Genomic DNA, 14493 nt, shown 5'->3' on the forward strand with positions numbered 1-14493 from the left:
AGGTGAAATGGGAGTATTAGGAAAGCAATCGAGGTTTGAACTACCAGATACGGTCACGCTAGCGAAGAACCTATTTTCGGATGCTAGAGATCTTTCCAAGGAACTTGGTATCAAGATTAGTGAAGCAATTGAATTGCTTCGTTTAGCGGAAGAAACTCAAAGACGTATGATTGCGCATGAAGCACTTGAGCGTAGCGACGAGAATTTAGCTGGTATAGGTAGTCACTTAGATAAAGTTGAATTGGCAATTGTAGAAAAGCAAATAGGATAAATTTAAAATTTGCTTAATTGTCATACATGTACCAAACTCTATGACGTTGGTCTAATCCGCCAACATCCATATTAAAACTTTAAGCTCCCTTGGGAGCTTTTCTTTTTTATTGGGGGGTAACCTTCCATTATCTGACGTGACAAAGTTCTAGTTACAGTTGATTAGCAGGTACGCCTGACTTCTGCTTCTTTATATTTGAAAGCTCATTCTTAAGAACGCGATTATCTATTTCTAGTAGTTTAATGCGTCTGTCCATTTCTTGATTAGATATTATTTTTTGCTCCAACTGATAAACACGAAAGCCACTCAAAATTAACGCAAATGCCGTGATACCTAGTGCGATACGAGCAGTTTGAATAGATTTATCGCTATTAGTCTTTAGTGCTGCACTAATATTTGCTTGAGATTCACTAATATTTATTTGCTCTTCAGTAAAATCCTTCTGTTGTTGAAATCTTCTTTCGTTGTCATTGAACTCTTGAAACTTTAGTGCTGCGGAAAACCCCGACTCGTTTAGTGTTGCCAACTTACCTGCCAACCGAAATATCCGATTTTCGTCTGGCTTTTTATGTGTGTATATATCTTCGGAAATGACGTTTATTAAACCATACTTTTCTGCCTCAGAAAGTAAGTGCAAAGCCTTGCTATATTCCGATTGCTCTCTCACTTGTGCTGGATAGTCTGCGTCGATCGTAGTAACTAGCTCAATCGCGTCTTTAGGTATTTCGATTTCACCTTCAATGATCCACTTGAGAGTTCCAGCATTGGTTATATCCGGAATATGCAACTTCCCTTTGTCGAGAATGTGTAACAGTACTTCAGTTAATTCTCTTTTCTTCATCTCAGTCCCTCAATTGATTGTTTCCTATTTATTGTCAGATACTTATCAGCCTCTTATCAACCCTAAACTTTTCCCTGTACATTTTTTAAACAATTATTCAATTCAATAGTTATAATTTAATCAATAAAATTGATTAAATAAACGGTTGGAAAATGGCGGATAACGGGCAATTTACAGCAGATAAGCAGCCTAAAAAGCGTGGTAGGCCACGAGGTTCACGCAATAAACTCTCATTGGTAATCGACAAATATCGTCATACCTTTGTGGAAATGGCGTTCTTAAATGCAATGAATCCCAACCACGAACAGCAGCTTCATTGGGCAGGCATAGTCGCTAAAGTGATGCCCACACAACGCTCCACCATGCCCACATACACCATCACTTCAAGCGGTGACATTAAGACAGACGCACAAACCATCACACAAGCCATGAATGACGGAATAATCAGCCCTGATGTTGCGCAAGCTGCACTCGCTGTATGCCGGGATACATGCACGATTGTTGAATTGGAAGACTTAGAACGCACCATCGACAAAATCCTCTTAGAGCGCAAAGAACAAGGGCTTATCTAATGGCATTACCTCACCGATTACGCGGTAAACGTCACTTACTAGAAGCATCAACCGATGAAATGCCACTGAAGATTATCCGCATTGGTGGCTTTGGTTATTACGAAGTAGCAACTGTCTTAGAGAAGCTGCCTACAGGTAAAAACAAGTGGCGTCGAATATGGCAATTGGGCGTTGATAGTGAAGACGAACTAAAGGCACTAGGCATAGAGCCTATCGAGGAATGCGAGCCACCGCAGATTAAGGATGGATACGACATAAGTAATGAAACGATTGAAGCGACGCATCGTTAGACGTGAGGCGTATCAAAGGTGGGTGAGAAGATTAAACATCGAATTTACACAGAAAACCCACGCGCGTAGGCGCGTATATGCCGAGCCCCCTTCTAAAGCGGCCGATGACTAGTTTTTATATATACGGAATATGACCAACAACCAAAATTTTGAGAGGCAAAAATGTTAAGTGAATTTGAGCGCCTGGTACTGTTTGAACCTGTAAAACTTCAGGGCTTAGCCATACCGGAAAAATTCTATAAAGCACTTGGCCTAAACCCTAATCTCGCACCGTGGACGGTTGATGCGGTGCAATCCACGATATTACACACCAGCGCTAAATTTGGTGGTAATCAACAAATACACATCAAAGCCATAAGGGAACAACTATGAGGATTGGACTTAACGGGCAAGTAATACCCGAAGAAGGTGACGATCAAACCGTGATTGTTGATAGAAGCAGTCGCAAAGCATGGGAAAACAGCTTGTTAAAGCTCTATCAGCAACAACAAATGTTTCCTGATGATTCTGGTATTAAATCGCAGTATCAAGGCGAGTTAAAAGCCTTTGCTGCTGAATTCCCTGCCGAGCCAGAGGTGGTTATGAATTTTAAGCGCGGGCAAGACACCGAACTCGGATTCGGCCCAGAGTTCACAAAAGCAGCCAGATACCAAGAACTGCTAAACCTTCGAGAGCATGTATTGCATAACCGACACGACGCAACACTAGAAGCGGCATATCGTGAGGAACTTGAAGCCTATACAGAAGACTACCCCAGCCAAACACCTGATCACATCATTGAGGAATAACCGTGAAAGTAAAAGAACTACTGGACGAAAAGGCCCAACTACAAGCCGACATAGACACCATGCACCAAGCCGTAGGTGCAGCTTATATCAACGGTAAAAAAACCGACGTAAGCACATTGGAAAAACAAATCGACACCAGCAATAAACAATTGCGTCGATTAGAGAGCGCGATAAAGGCCGCAGAGAAGCAGCAAGCTGAAGACGATGCAATGACGGCTCACACGTTAGCAGTGGATAAAAACGCGTGTATTGATGGCTTAGTTGATGACTTCAACAAGACTATCGAGAAGTTAGCCGCTAACCGTAAACAATCGGCTGTGCTTATTAGCGAGCTGCACTCCATTGGTAAGCAATTAAACCGGGTATCGGGTAAATCTATAGGCCGACTAAGTAACATTCAGCTTTGCCACATGATGTGTCTAGCCAGTGAAACAGGTGTTACCCCTTTGGACTTAACCGACATGTCCGACAATATGGCCCGTGGTGCTATCAGTGAGGTCGGTGTGAAGTTTCACGGTTTAAAAGCTGCGTTACATGTTCAAGTACCTCCTATGCCCAAATCAAAACTAGAGGTGGCTTAAATGAGTGAGCAACTGCACAAAGCCCCGTTTAGCTTTATCAACAAATCGAGAGCTAATGCCTTATCGAACACATTAAAAGTCGCGCATGGTGGCTCTGGTGCGTTCTGGATTAGCTTTGATGAAAATATCTTTGATGGACTAGACGCACAGCAACAAAACTTTAGAACTGGTGACTTAGTGTTATTGGCAAATGCTGATGAGTTGACGTTCTTTCGAGTGGATAATGAGAATAAGTTTAGAAAGACGTTTTTTGCATAAACCTACTTTTTAACTGGTGTACCAGACAGAGGTATAAGTCCCACTGTAGCTAATTACCGCTGTATAGCTACAGCCCTTTAAAAATAAAGAACTGTTATTTATTACCCAGAAATATATCCTAGTGTTTAGTGCTGTTTTTTGACTTCTTTACGTAGCCAGATATTAGCGGCTCGCCTCGCTGCATTCTCTTTTTTATGTTGTACAGGTTCACTGTTTTTAACTCGTTCATACAGCATCGAATATTCTTTTGCTAAATGGTCACGGTTATATGGTGCTGATGCCAAGCATTGTTTTATAAAACTACGATCATTAAATACACCATCACAGTAATAGTTCGACGGCATTGGAAAACCATCTTCAAACGTAACGTGTACGCTTTCAAAATCGTCTATGTCGCAAATAGTATTTTCTATGTCGCAAGCAATATTTTTTTCTATGTCGCAAGTTGTGTCGCAAGATGTATTTTCTATGTCGCAAGTTATGTCGCAACCATCAACTTGGGTATCTAAAAAGCCCTCACCCCTTGTATTGTCTGACTTTCCAGCCTCCAACGTTTCTTTAATTTTACGTTTTAATCGTTCTAACATGCCTATGTCGCAATCCTATGTCGCAAGTTATGTCGCAACTCTATGTCGCAGCCTATGTCGCAAGTTATGTCGCAAACCACAAAACCCTTATATTTAAAGGGCTACAGACGAACACCTACAAAAAATACCGTGATAAAAAAAACAATAAAAAAATACCCTAGCGACATTTGCGACATTGCGACATAGAACAAAGAACCCTTATATTTAAAGGGCTACAGGCAATTTCCTATGTCGCAGCTATGTCGCAATGTCGCAGCTATGTCGCAACTGTAAAAAATCCTATGTCGCAGCTGTGTCGCAGCTATGTCGCAGCACTCAAAATAGCTAACCATATGTTTTACATAGTAAAAAAGGACTTTTGTCGCAATGTCGCAAATGTCGCTAAGACTTTTTCTGTCGCTTTTCATTTTTAACCACTAATTATTGATTAATTTCCATCCAGTTTTTCTGATCGTTCTACCATTAACAATTGAGCCTTTTGGCAACAAATCGAGATAACCAAGTTCAACTAATTCAGTTAACAACCGTTGTCGTAAACTCTGGTCTTTACGTAATTCACTTGGGCCGCTATTCGATAAATCTCTATCAACAAATTCACGGTATTCATTAGCGACTAACCAATCTAACAACCGCTTACAGTGGCTATCTATCTTGCTTTGTTCACTCACTGCATCTATTCGCACAGCTTCTTGCAAGTACCATTCGCCAAGCCTGATAGCATTATCCATAGTGGCTTCGTTAATAGATTTGGCTTTCGGATCTTCAATTAAGGTAAGTACCCCAGCTATCCTCAATATCTGCTCAGGCTGCTTAGATGCTATCGGTGATACGTGTGATAACTCACCATCATCTGATAGTTCTGACTCAATAGCGTTATACGCACCAATCCATTTAATTTTGGCGGCTTTACTCATTGGTAACTCTCTAGGCGTTAACACACCGCGATCGTCTAGTGGATATGGCTCTTTAAGGGGTTTGCCTAGTAACTCGGTCAGTTCTTTAGAGGAAACTTTGTTTAATTCAGTACCGTCAGTATAAAAACGCGTTCCTCTGATATGTTTAGGCTCTGCCATTAGAAAACGTGCTAAATAGCCTTGCTTCATTAATATTTCATCACTCAGAAGCGTTTTAGCGACAACAGGCTGAAGCATTAGGTGACAAGCTAACCTTGGGTTCTCAATGGTCATACTTTCGGCCTCATCGCCTCTAGTGCGCTCTAATGATTGCCCATCCCAAATTGTGCTTAGTTGTGAAATAGTTTTAAGGCTGTTTTCCTTGTTCATGGCATAACTACCAAAAACACCACCAGCATCATTGTTAAACAGTCCTTGGCTTGGTTGCCCAAAGTAGAACGACTTTGCCAAACCTTCGATAGTAAAATCGCTAGTTAAAACATTTGGTTTTTTCGGTGGCTTAGGTTCTTCTAATTCGTTTAACTTCTCTGCTAGCTCAGTAACATTAAAAGCCTCGCCCTTTTTGCTCGCGTTTAATATGTGTTGTCTGGCTCGCTGTATGACATCCGACTCATTTTTATAACTAGTTAGCGCTACCTGATATTCCGTCCTTAATTGCTTGTCACGCTCTTTTACAGCCCTACTACAATGCTTATCCACTGCCGATTTACGATCACCAGAATCAGCAATAGTAAAAAACCATAAACTTAGTGGAATTAGTTCACCGTCTCTATCTACGTTGGCAATGTGCTGAACCGAAAGGCTCGCAGCTGATAACAAGCTATTAGCAACCATTTCTACAGGTGCTTGCACTGTTGAGGCTATTTTGGATGCATACTTAGATAGTACGCCCAGCGATTCAACTGGATAAGGCTCTGGCAGCGTATCTTCAATTACTAATGGTGTTGGCGCTGCACCACCACTGATAGCCCTTAATTTAGAGTCATAGAAGCCATTTAGTATTTTGTTTTCCGCATCAATATCGCCGTTGGCTGCATTGAGGTGAGCAGTTTTTTTGCGGTTCAACCAATAATGCTGCGCGAGCTTACTTGCATATGACTTGGCATTAGCTGAAGTCGTATTATTTTTTTGTAAACTAGCTAAATGCGATAACAAATCGACGTTAGAACTGCCTGTATCAGTATTTTTAAGGTCATCTGATAGCAACACAGCATCAACAGGTTCACCCCTGTCTAAACGCTCCTGAATAGCCCTGTATATCTGTTGATGCAGCTTTGAATAAAAGAACTCTGGCTGTATTACTTCCTTAACGCTCTGGTACTGTTCGTTGTCATTAAGCAAACCACCAATAAGCTGTATCTCTAGTTCTTCATCGATATATGATGTTTGTTGTTGCATAATGATTATCCTTTTATCGTAAGCAGTGGCGCTGCATTGATTGTTGTTGGTTGGTATGGAACTGCTGCCTGCGATAAAAAGGACAACAAAATCTGTACGTTTTTTGATTCCCGGATGCGTATATTTGCGAGCCCCCTCCGACGTATATCGAAACAAGACTCTTTATTAATCCGTATATGGAAAAAGCGCGAAATTTCAGCCGCCAAAATTTCAAAGCGTGAAATGCGAGATCTGATGTTATAGAATGTCATAGTCCATACAGTTCCTTCTTGGTAATTGTTGGATGTACAAAAGCCAGCTTCCATAGGGAGCTAGTTTTAGTAGAGGTATTAAAAAAGCCAGTTGACCCGCCAAAGTGAGCTGGCTTTTTTATTGTTCGCGACTTATGCCGCATTGTTATCTTCTCCATAAAAATCCTCGTAATCTTGGGTTACTGCACATGTTTGAACATATGCCTCTAATTCATCTGCTCTAACACGCTTTGCACCGCGTATTTTGTATTCTGTTAACACACCATCTTTGATTAATGCCGTTACCATTTGGACGCTTACGCTTAGATAAGCAGCCACTTCTTTTACGGTCATGAAGTAGCTCATGCTGGTGTCGATTGGGCGAATTGGTACGTGTCTATTTGTCATATTATGTCTCTCTATCTGTATATTATTTACACAGTTGTTAACTGCTTTTCCAATACTTTCACATTGTCATTATTGAAAATACCGTCGTATTCGTCGGCAAGTAATTGAAGTAATTCGCGTTGTTCTTCGGTGTATGCGTACAAGTCATACGTCAAATCTAAATCGGGTTGTTTATGGCCCAAAAGTAGCTCTTTATATTTCTGGATATCTGTATAACCACTGACGCGTGTACGCCCCGTACGGCGTAAATCATGCCCAGTCCAGTGATCTAAAGGCAGCAGATGACGAACGTCATATAGGTTCTGCACTAGCGCTTGCTGATTAATGGGTTTATTCGGGTTCAGGCGTGTCGGAAATAACAGGTGTGAAGTTGATTTCATTTTTAATTCACGTAGGAATTGCAGTGCTTGCGAAGATAGCGCGACTATCCTGTCTCCACCATTCTTGGTTTTGTACAAATGAATGTAACCGTCTTCAAAATTCACTTGGTTCCACATCAAATTAACCAGTTCACCAGTACGACATAGCGTCCACATCGCAAGCTTTAATACATTGCCCACGTTCTCTGTGAATACTTCGCTATGGATCGCCACATTAAGCGTTTTTAATTCAGCATCATTTAATATCCGGCTACGGCGTGAGCCTTTGTTTAAATCTATGCCTGTAGTGGGATTACGAAACGTATTAGGTAACTTACCTTTGCGGATAGCGAATTCGTACGCATAGCGTAGTTCTTTGACAAAGATATTACCCATATATGGGGTTTTAGCGCTGATAGCATCAAATCTATCTTCTATCTCGTCAGAGGTAACATTAAGCGCAGAGCGACGGCCAAACGCTGGCAAGATGTGTTGCTTATTAAGGTTAACCACCGTTTGAACACCACGCATTGTACGTCTGCCATCTAGTCGTTTCTCAATGTAGAACTCCATCATTTGCTTAACGCTGAACTTCTCTTTTGCTTCTCTAGCGGCTTCAGCTTTAGCCATAGACTCCTGTGCTTTTCTAAACTCAACAGGACAAATACCACTGTCGCGCAGTTTCACATACTCCAGATATTTCTCTGTCGCATCATTCAACGTCATAGCAACTAGACCATTAGCAGCGCCTATCTTGATTTGTTTAAGCTTCTTGGTCAGCGGTTGGCTGTACCTGTAGGTAAACGTCGCTGTTCCCTGTTTGGAAATCTCAACACGAAAGCCCGGAAATGATTCGTGTGTAAGTGCGGTATTGCGGAAATCTAGTGCCAAACAATCACGTAACTGTTTTGGCGTACCAAATGATTTGCTAACATCTTTTTTAGGCATGACTTTTTTCACCTTTACTTTAGTTGTGCTTAGGAAACGAGGGGAGCGGTAACTCCCCTTTGCTTCCGACCTATAGCGCTAACTATAGGTTTTTGTAGTTTTCGTGAGAGATCGTATCAGAGATCTAAATCACAAAACACCCGTTAAAAACCCATAAAAACACGAGTAAAAAATAGTTATATAGTTATATAACTCTATATGTTTAAAGGGTTTTGTTGATACATCACACTTTGATTTACAACGCTTTTTTAGAAAGTAAAATCAAGTGCAGTTTTTTAACATATGTTTACATGGAATAAATCTATGCTTGATTGGTCAGAAATTTCAACGGTTTTGCTCGATATGGATGGGACAATTCTTGATTTGCACTTCGACAATCAATTTTGGCTCCATCACCTACCTAAACGATACAGTGAAAGTCAGGGGATATCTGAACAGGAAGCAAGAGAGAAGCTTGTTTCGCATTATCAACAAGTTGAAGGGACCATTGCTTGGTATTGTTTGGACTATTGGGCTGAACAAACTCAACTACCTATCACTGAGCTCAAGCGTGAATTACAGCACTTAATTGCGCTTCGTGCTGACGCTCATGACTTTTTGGTTGCGTTGCGCGACAGTGGCCGTCGCATAGTGCTTGTGACTAATGCTCATCCTGACAGCTTATCTCTGAAAATAGAGCGCACGCAGTTGGATACTTATTTTGACAAGCTTTATTCAACGCATGAATTTGGGGCAACAAAAGAGTCTCAATTGCTATGGCAACGCCTACAAGCAGATGAAGGGTTTAATGTAAAAAACACTCTGTTCGTTGATGACAGCATTAACATTCTAAAGTCAGCGCAACAATTTGGTATAAAGCACTTGTTAGCCATTGCAAACCCTGACAGTCAGCAAGCCGTCAGAACAATTGAAGAATTTCCTGCGATTACCGATTACCGTTCAATTACTGCAGAGCTGTTGTCGACGCCTTTTGCTAGCGCCTAGTCAACAGCTGTTTACTCCATTTACGCCGAACTAGAAGTTAAGCGCGTAGCGCCCTTGCGAATCAGGGTTTCCAATAAACGATAAGCCTTGACGCCATTGAGCTGGAAAGTCAGCCCCTGGCGTCAAATAACCCTGGCCAGATGTTTTGCCGTCAATGCCTATCAATGCAACGTACTCAAGCCCTAGCTTATTGTCAGGACTAACGGCTAACGCCAGTTTACTGTCTTGGCAGCGAATGTCTGCTGTAAAGCCGCCTAATTCAACAGTCTGCTCTAAACTGGTTACAGCGGCGCGATTCCACGTCAACACACCTTTCGCGGCTTGACACTGATTATCAACAATAGCTAGCTCCGTCAGTTCCAGTGTCACTTGCCCAAAGGCTTCAACTGGAATTGGCAAAGGCAAATAAGGAACTATTTCACTCGCTGCAATAGTGACTTGTGTATTTTCCAGAGAAATACCTGACGACGACAACGTAATATCCGCATGACCTTGTGGACCACCTAGCAACGCATCACCAAAGGTCAGTGAGGTCGACGGTGCAATCATCAACAGTGACAATGCACTGAGTTCACTTTTAACGTCATGGATTAGAAAATTTTGATACTTAATGGCATCAATATTTGCACCCCAAACGGTTCCATAGACATTACCTATCGACATATGTTTTGGTGCTGAAAACCAAGCCGTTGCAATACTAGCTGGTATCTTAGCTACAATGAAAACTAAGTAAGCAGCAATAAAAGCCACGGCAAAAAGAATTTTTAATTTCATAACGTTATTGTGTTAACCGCGGCTGACTTGAAGACGACGCACTTTTACGATGCCTTCATTATTACCTTTACTGATGTCTATATTGCTGACACTCAAACCATGCTGCTCAGACAGCTGCGTCAACATGCGTAGCAATTGATTGAAGGCGACTTCATCTATCCAAACTTGCAGGTCATCACCATTCGGTTGAACACGGTCGATGGTGATATTGTGCTGGCGTGCAACACGATTAACCACACTTGATAAGCTACCACTTGATGTACGCTTTACACCCTGAGTGTTTTTTAACTGAGATGTGGTTTGTTGCACATAAGACAGTAACTGCTCAGTGCGTTCAAGTTTTTGATCCGCTTTGGTTAAACCATTATTGATAGGACTCCAAATGCCCTGATAAAGAATGAAAACGCCGATAACCGCTGCCATAGCAATCACTAAAATGCGTTCTCGCTGTTGAAGTTGTTGCCACCACTGCTTCATGATTAGCCCTTAATACTCAATGAGCCTGTCACACGCTCACCTTGGTTATTCTGTGCGCCTTGTTTAACTTCCATACGTGCTTGTTCTAACACCGTTTTAAACTTGTCGAAGGCTTGATAATCTTTTGCTTCCGCTTGAATACGTAGTTCTTGGCGTTTACGGTCGAATTTCAACGATGTCGGTTGTAACTCGGGTACTTGCTGAAAAGCACCACGCACTTTGGCAAGCATGGCCAAAAAACCAGCCCCTGAATCACCGCTGCCCGCTTCAGACAATTTGCGCTTTAGCTGCGATCGAATCGTTGAGACACGCACACGCTTAGTCTGTGGAAACGCTTCTTTATACGTATCAATAATTTGTTGTTCAACCATCGCTTGTTGGCTGTTTAACTGATATAGCGCAGCGCCTTTTACGCCTATATTTAGCAACAGAGCAACCAATGCAAGTGACGCGGCTATCGCCCAATATTTAAGCGACGGAGAGCGTTCAGTTTTGACCGTAAAATCACCTTGTAGCAAATTGATTGGCACGGATTTATGCTGCGCAAACAAAGCTAATGGCAACTCTTCGGGTTCAGCCACTTGCTCTATAGTGACAGGTAATTCAGGCAACGGTGAGTACCGGTGAATAACGACCGGCGTTTCCTCTTGCTGCCAGCTATCGGCCATAAACGGCCATTGCGCACTATCTAACGCAGTGCCTTGCCAACTGCCTTGGCGAATAACAATTTGCTCCCCCAGTGCAATGGCACTCCAGCCCTGTTCCTGCTCCGGTAACAGTAGCTGCTCGGGAATAAGGGTTTGGCATTTGATGCCTGCGTCTTTTAACCAGCTCTGCCAAACAGACATGAGTTCACGCTTTACGACAGCAACATGACAATTACTTTCTTCACCACTGGCTTTGACTTTAGCAAAGGCAAAAAACAACTCTTCAACGTCTTCAGATAGCTCTTCCTCAAGCATGTAAGGGACAGCTTTACTCATCGCTCGTTGATTTTTAGCGGGCACACTTAACGCTTTAAGCAACACATCACTACCTGGTGCCAATGCAATAGTCTGGCGTGTTTGAGCTTTTTCAGCTAATTCGCTTAGTGCCTCTGCGCCAGTAATCTCACCACTGGCTATTATTTCTTGCTGACCTGGAGACCATATCAACCACGGCATTGTTTCCGTAGCTTGACTGGCTAAGCGGATGTATAAAACTTCCTGCATTAAAAGCGTCCTATCGTGCGACCTATTACGCTGACTTGGCTGTTATCAACGACCTGTAGTGTCGATACCAAGTTAAAATAACTGTTATTAAATTGCGCGTTGGCCTTTAGTGTAAAGTATTCACTATCAACAACAAACTGTTGTTTTTGTTCATCGGTTAAATTGAGTTCAGTCAACTCAGGCATATTTTTAAAGTCATCGATGTTATCAAATCCCTCGGGATCGCGCGCATCTATAATCGACTTGGCTTCATCAACGGTGATATCAAGTAACGCTTGTAGTAGTGGCAGCTGCTCTTCCGTTAACGTATTGATATTAATTTTATGTGCATCACTACCAGGAATAATACACGTATATGCTTTCAATTCATTGATTACGGCTGGCGTAAAGTGCTCTACCACTCGCAACTCTTGCACACTTGCAAGAAAGCTATTGGCCGCTAAATAAGGGAACTCTTTACTGGCATAATCATTGTCTTCTGCACCGCCTGCACTGGCTATTTGATCATTTTCATCAAGCCAATCTGTCAACGCGTCCGCCATATATTCTGCTTCAAACTCGGACACTCCTTCGACACCTAGATTGACAATTAAGCGTTCAAGAGCAGCGCGTGCCGGCACTTCTTGGTTTGGGTTATTATTGGCGTTTTCTGGTATCGCTCTAAGTGCGTTCAAGTTCAAACAGGCATGTAAATCGAACAAACCACCAGATATTTCACCTTGCGGCACTGGGAAGTTATTATAGCCTTGCGCCCACTGTTGCTGGAGATTAGTCACTTCGTCTTCTTTTTCGTTATCCATCACCAGCACCCGCTTAGCAAAAGCCTCAGCGCCCATCGCATACCAATACGCTTGCTGATTAAACTGGATATTACTTGATCGTTGCAATTGATGTTGAAGTCGCGCGGTCATTTCTGTTGCTAAAATGGCAGCCAACGCAACGATTAGCATAACCGTTATGAGGGCTACGCCACGCTGATGATTATGTTTGTTCGTCATCATCAGCCTCTTTTTCTGGTTCACTCGCCACGAGGAATTGACGACGTAGCTCCCCAAAATCTTCCGTCTGTAAAATGACCGCAACCGCCTGAGGTAGGTCAGTGCCTTCAATTTCTTTTAGCCATTTACCGGCCATATAAAATTCGAATTTCACATCTTCAATGCCCGTTAATAGCGGTCGAACCATTGGCTCCTGCCCCACTACGGCATCAACAAAATTGTAATGAAGGCGATTGAGTACACCGTCTTGCATGTTGTATGCAACGGTTTGAAGATCACTGCGCGGCAGCAACATGCCAGGGTTAGTCCAGCCACTACGAACAAAAGCTAAACCTGTGGTTTCTGAAAAGTACCCTTGGTCATCTAAATGCATGTAACCCGAAAGCGGCGCTTCGCCATTGACACGCATCGTACGGCGAGCAATTTGTAAAAAATCTCTCTCCATCACAATGAAAGCACGATTGAGTTCATTTAATCGCTCGGTCTTGATCTTCGACTGTTCATCACTGACAAAAACCGTATCAAAAATAGTGAAACTGGATAGGCTGATGACAGCAAAAATCGCCATAGCGATTAGCACTTCTAATAAGGTGAAACCTTTCACTAAACGCGAGGCCATTAGAGATTAGGCCTCGCAATAAACGTTGTCATTTCGGTAATAGGTTTTTCTTGGTCTACAGTTGCACGCACTTCAATAGTCACAGAACGTAAGGCAGAGTCTTGTGTTCGCTCTACTTTTTGCTGCCAATACCATTTACTGCCCGCCATTTCGACTTCACCTTTTCGGTTATTCTTGGGCGGCCATTGTTTCGTATCTAACACCGCAGCGGTAAGCTGATTCGACGCCACCCAATTGGCTACTGTCTTTTGCTCAAGGCGTGAAAGGTTATCAAAGTTGTTTTGTGCGGCCCCCATTAACGCGACGCCAGCAATAGCGAATACCGCCATAGCAAGCATGACTTCTATTAGCGTAAATCCTCTTAACTTATTCATCATCAAGAGGACCTTCAATGACAAGTGGCGTACTGTATAGCCCCGTCACTTTGTATGCCAAGGGTGCTTCAAATTCGTCACTAATACGAAAAGTGACGCTAAAAGGGCTTATATCTCCACCAGAGAGGATGACGATTTGCGGAAAGATAGGTTGTTCTTTTTCAGTGAAATTTTCTTCTTCCGGTCTGAATGTCTCTGCATCAAACATGACCGGCTGGTCTATCGGCAAATCATCTAACACCAACTCAAATGAAATACCTTCAGGCATTTCTTCTTTTGCTAAAAATTCAGCTTCAGGTAATGCCGTCCACTTCGTGCCATCGTAACCAACAAACTCATAACTTTGCTCGTCAAAATAGACACCGAGTTCAATGTTATTTAATAAACCATATTCACTAGCAAGTTCGAAGGCTCCGGCAAACCTTTCACTCACTTGTTGCAATTGTTTTTGGCTTTGGTTACCAAAAAAAGTGAATTGCACTGCGCTCATTAACACGCCAACAACAACAATGACCATCATAACTTCTAATAAAGTGAAGCCATTATAGTGCTTTGTTTTGAGTAACTTTGGCATGAGTAAGATAAATAATTAAGGCGAGAAAAATAGAGAA

Annotated in this window: 20 protein-coding genes; 8 read left to right on the forward strand and 12 right to left on the reverse strand. The window is 42.3% G+C overall.

Annotated features, from left to right (window positions below; all coding sequences use genetic code 11):
* Positions 1-7 precede the first annotated feature (7 nt).
* A complete protein-coding gene (locus ACFSJY_RS04020; protein ID WP_386031352.1) occupies positions 8-271 on the forward strand; it encodes a hypothetical protein in 264 nt (87 codons plus the stop codon).
* A gap of 151 nt (positions 272-422) precedes the next feature.
* Here ACFSJY_RS04020 and ACFSJY_RS04025 read toward each other — a convergent pair whose 3' ends face one another.
* Positions 423-1112: a hypothetical protein gene (locus ACFSJY_RS04025; RefSeq protein WP_386031353.1), complete on the reverse strand. Its 690-nt coding sequence runs from the start codon at positions 1110-1112 to the stop codon at positions 423-425.
* 152 nt (positions 1113-1264) lie between these two features.
* On the opposite strand from ACFSJY_RS04025, the gene ACFSJY_RS04030 reads away from it, so the two are divergent.
* From ACFSJY_RS04030 to ACFSJY_RS04055, 6 genes are all read left to right on the forward strand, one after another.
* Positions 1265-1684, forward strand: coding sequence for a hypothetical protein (locus tag ACFSJY_RS04030; protein WP_386031355.1), 420 nt, complete (start codon positions 1265-1267; stop codon positions 1682-1684).
* A complete protein-coding gene (locus ACFSJY_RS04035) occupies positions 1684-1974 on the forward strand; it encodes a hypothetical protein (RefSeq protein ID WP_386031357.1) in 291 nt (96 codons plus the stop codon). Before ACFSJY_RS04030 ends, ACFSJY_RS04035 begins: the two co-directional genes overlap by 1 nt.
* Positions 1975-2136: 162 nt before the next feature.
* Positions 2137-2346, forward strand: coding sequence for a hypothetical protein (locus tag ACFSJY_RS04040; RefSeq protein WP_386031359.1), 210 nt, complete (start codon positions 2137-2139; stop codon positions 2344-2346).
* Complete coding sequence (locus ACFSJY_RS04045) at positions 2343-2762, forward strand: hypothetical protein (protein WP_386031361.1); 420 nt, start codon at positions 2343-2345, stop codon at positions 2760-2762. The genes ACFSJY_RS04040 and ACFSJY_RS04045 overlap by 4 nt, the downstream gene beginning before the upstream one ends.
* A 2-nt stretch (positions 2763-2764) precedes the next feature.
* Positions 2765-3343: a hypothetical protein gene (locus ACFSJY_RS04050; RefSeq protein WP_386031363.1), complete on the forward strand. Its 579-nt coding sequence runs from the start codon at positions 2765-2767 to the stop codon at positions 3341-3343.
* Positions 3344-3601 (forward strand): hypothetical protein, encoded by a 258-nt coding sequence (locus ACFSJY_RS04055; RefSeq protein WP_386031365.1) that lies wholly within the window; start codon positions 3344-3346, stop codon positions 3599-3601.
* A 125-nt stretch (positions 3602-3726) separates the two neighbouring features.
* Here the strand turns inward: ACFSJY_RS04055 and ACFSJY_RS04060 are convergent, their stop codons facing one another.
* From ACFSJY_RS04060 to ACFSJY_RS04075, 4 genes are all read right to left on the reverse strand, one after another.
* Positions 3727-4188 (reverse strand): hypothetical protein, encoded by a 462-nt coding sequence (locus ACFSJY_RS04060; protein ID WP_386031367.1) that lies wholly within the window; start codon positions 4186-4188, stop codon positions 3727-3729.
* A 416-nt stretch (positions 4189-4604) separates the two neighbouring features.
* Complete coding sequence (locus ACFSJY_RS04065) at positions 4605-6500, reverse strand: DUF3987 domain-containing protein (protein WP_386031369.1); 1896 nt, start codon at positions 6498-6500, stop codon at positions 4605-4607.
* 383 nt (positions 6501-6883) lie between these two features.
* Positions 6884-7138: a helix-turn-helix domain-containing protein gene (locus ACFSJY_RS04070; RefSeq protein ID WP_386031371.1), complete on the reverse strand. Its 255-nt coding sequence runs from the start codon at positions 7136-7138 to the stop codon at positions 6884-6886.
* 26 nt (positions 7139-7164) lie between these two features.
* Positions 7165-8445 carry a tyrosine-type recombinase/integrase gene (locus ACFSJY_RS04075; protein WP_386031373.1) on the reverse strand — a complete coding sequence of 427 codons (1281 nt, stop codon included), beginning with the start codon at positions 8443-8445 and terminating at the stop codon, positions 7165-7167.
* Between the two features lie 303 nt (positions 8446-8748).
* Here ACFSJY_RS04075 and yrfG point away from each other — a divergent pair, with 303 nt between their 5' ends.
* Positions 8749-9429, forward strand: coding sequence for a GMP/IMP nucleotidase (gene yrfG / locus ACFSJY_RS04080; RefSeq protein ID WP_386031375.1), 681 nt, complete (start codon positions 8749-8751; stop codon positions 9427-9429).
* 30 nt (positions 9430-9459) lie between these two features.
* On the opposite strand, the gene ACFSJY_RS04085 is transcribed toward yrfG, so the two are convergent.
* Genes ACFSJY_RS04085 through gspH form a run of 7 tightly spaced genes read right to left on the reverse strand, consistent with a single transcriptional unit; the run spans position 9460 to position 14456 of the window.
* Positions 9460-10203, reverse strand: coding sequence for a type II secretion system protein N (locus tag ACFSJY_RS04085; RefSeq protein ID WP_386031377.1), 744 nt, complete (start codon positions 10201-10203; stop codon positions 9460-9462).
* Between the two features lie 12 nt (positions 10204-10215).
* Positions 10216-10680, reverse strand: a complete 465-nt coding sequence (gspM, locus tag ACFSJY_RS04090; RefSeq protein WP_386031379.1) for a type II secretion system protein GspM — start codon at positions 10678-10680, stop codon at positions 10216-10218.
* Between the two features lie 2 nt (positions 10681-10682).
* Positions 10683-11891 (reverse strand): type II secretion system protein GspL, encoded by a 1209-nt coding sequence (gene gspL / locus ACFSJY_RS04095; protein WP_386031381.1) that lies wholly within the window; start codon positions 11889-11891, stop codon positions 10683-10685.
* The gene (gene gspK / locus ACFSJY_RS04100) at positions 11891-12889 is read right to left on the reverse strand and encodes a type II secretion system minor pseudopilin GspK (protein ID WP_386031383.1); all 999 of its coding nucleotides are present in this window, start codon (positions 12887-12889) and stop codon (positions 11891-11893) included. Before gspK ends, gspL begins: the two co-directional genes overlap by 1 nt.
* On the reverse strand, positions 12873-13508 hold the full coding sequence (gspJ, locus tag ACFSJY_RS04105; RefSeq protein WP_386031385.1) for a type II secretion system minor pseudopilin GspJ: 636 nt from the start codon (positions 13506-13508) through the stop codon (positions 12873-12875). The genes gspK and gspJ overlap by 17 nt, the downstream gene beginning before the upstream one ends.
* Entirely contained in the window at positions 13508-13885 is a 378-nt protein-coding gene (gspI, locus tag ACFSJY_RS04110) for a type II secretion system minor pseudopilin GspI (RefSeq protein WP_386031387.1), read from the reverse strand. Before gspI ends, gspJ begins: the two co-directional genes overlap by 1 nt.
* A complete protein-coding gene (gene gspH / locus ACFSJY_RS04115) occupies positions 13875-14456 on the reverse strand; it encodes a type II secretion system minor pseudopilin GspH (protein ID WP_386031389.1) in 582 nt (193 codons plus the stop codon). Before gspH ends, gspI begins: the two co-directional genes overlap by 11 nt.
* Between the last annotated feature and the right edge of the window lie 37 nt (positions 14457-14493).

Origin of the sequence: Thalassotalea euphylliae, from assembly GCF_042682785.1 — a bacterium.
Taxonomy (GTDB): Bacteria; Pseudomonadota; Gammaproteobacteria; order Enterobacterales; family Alteromonadaceae; genus Thalassotalea_F; species Thalassotalea_F euphylliae.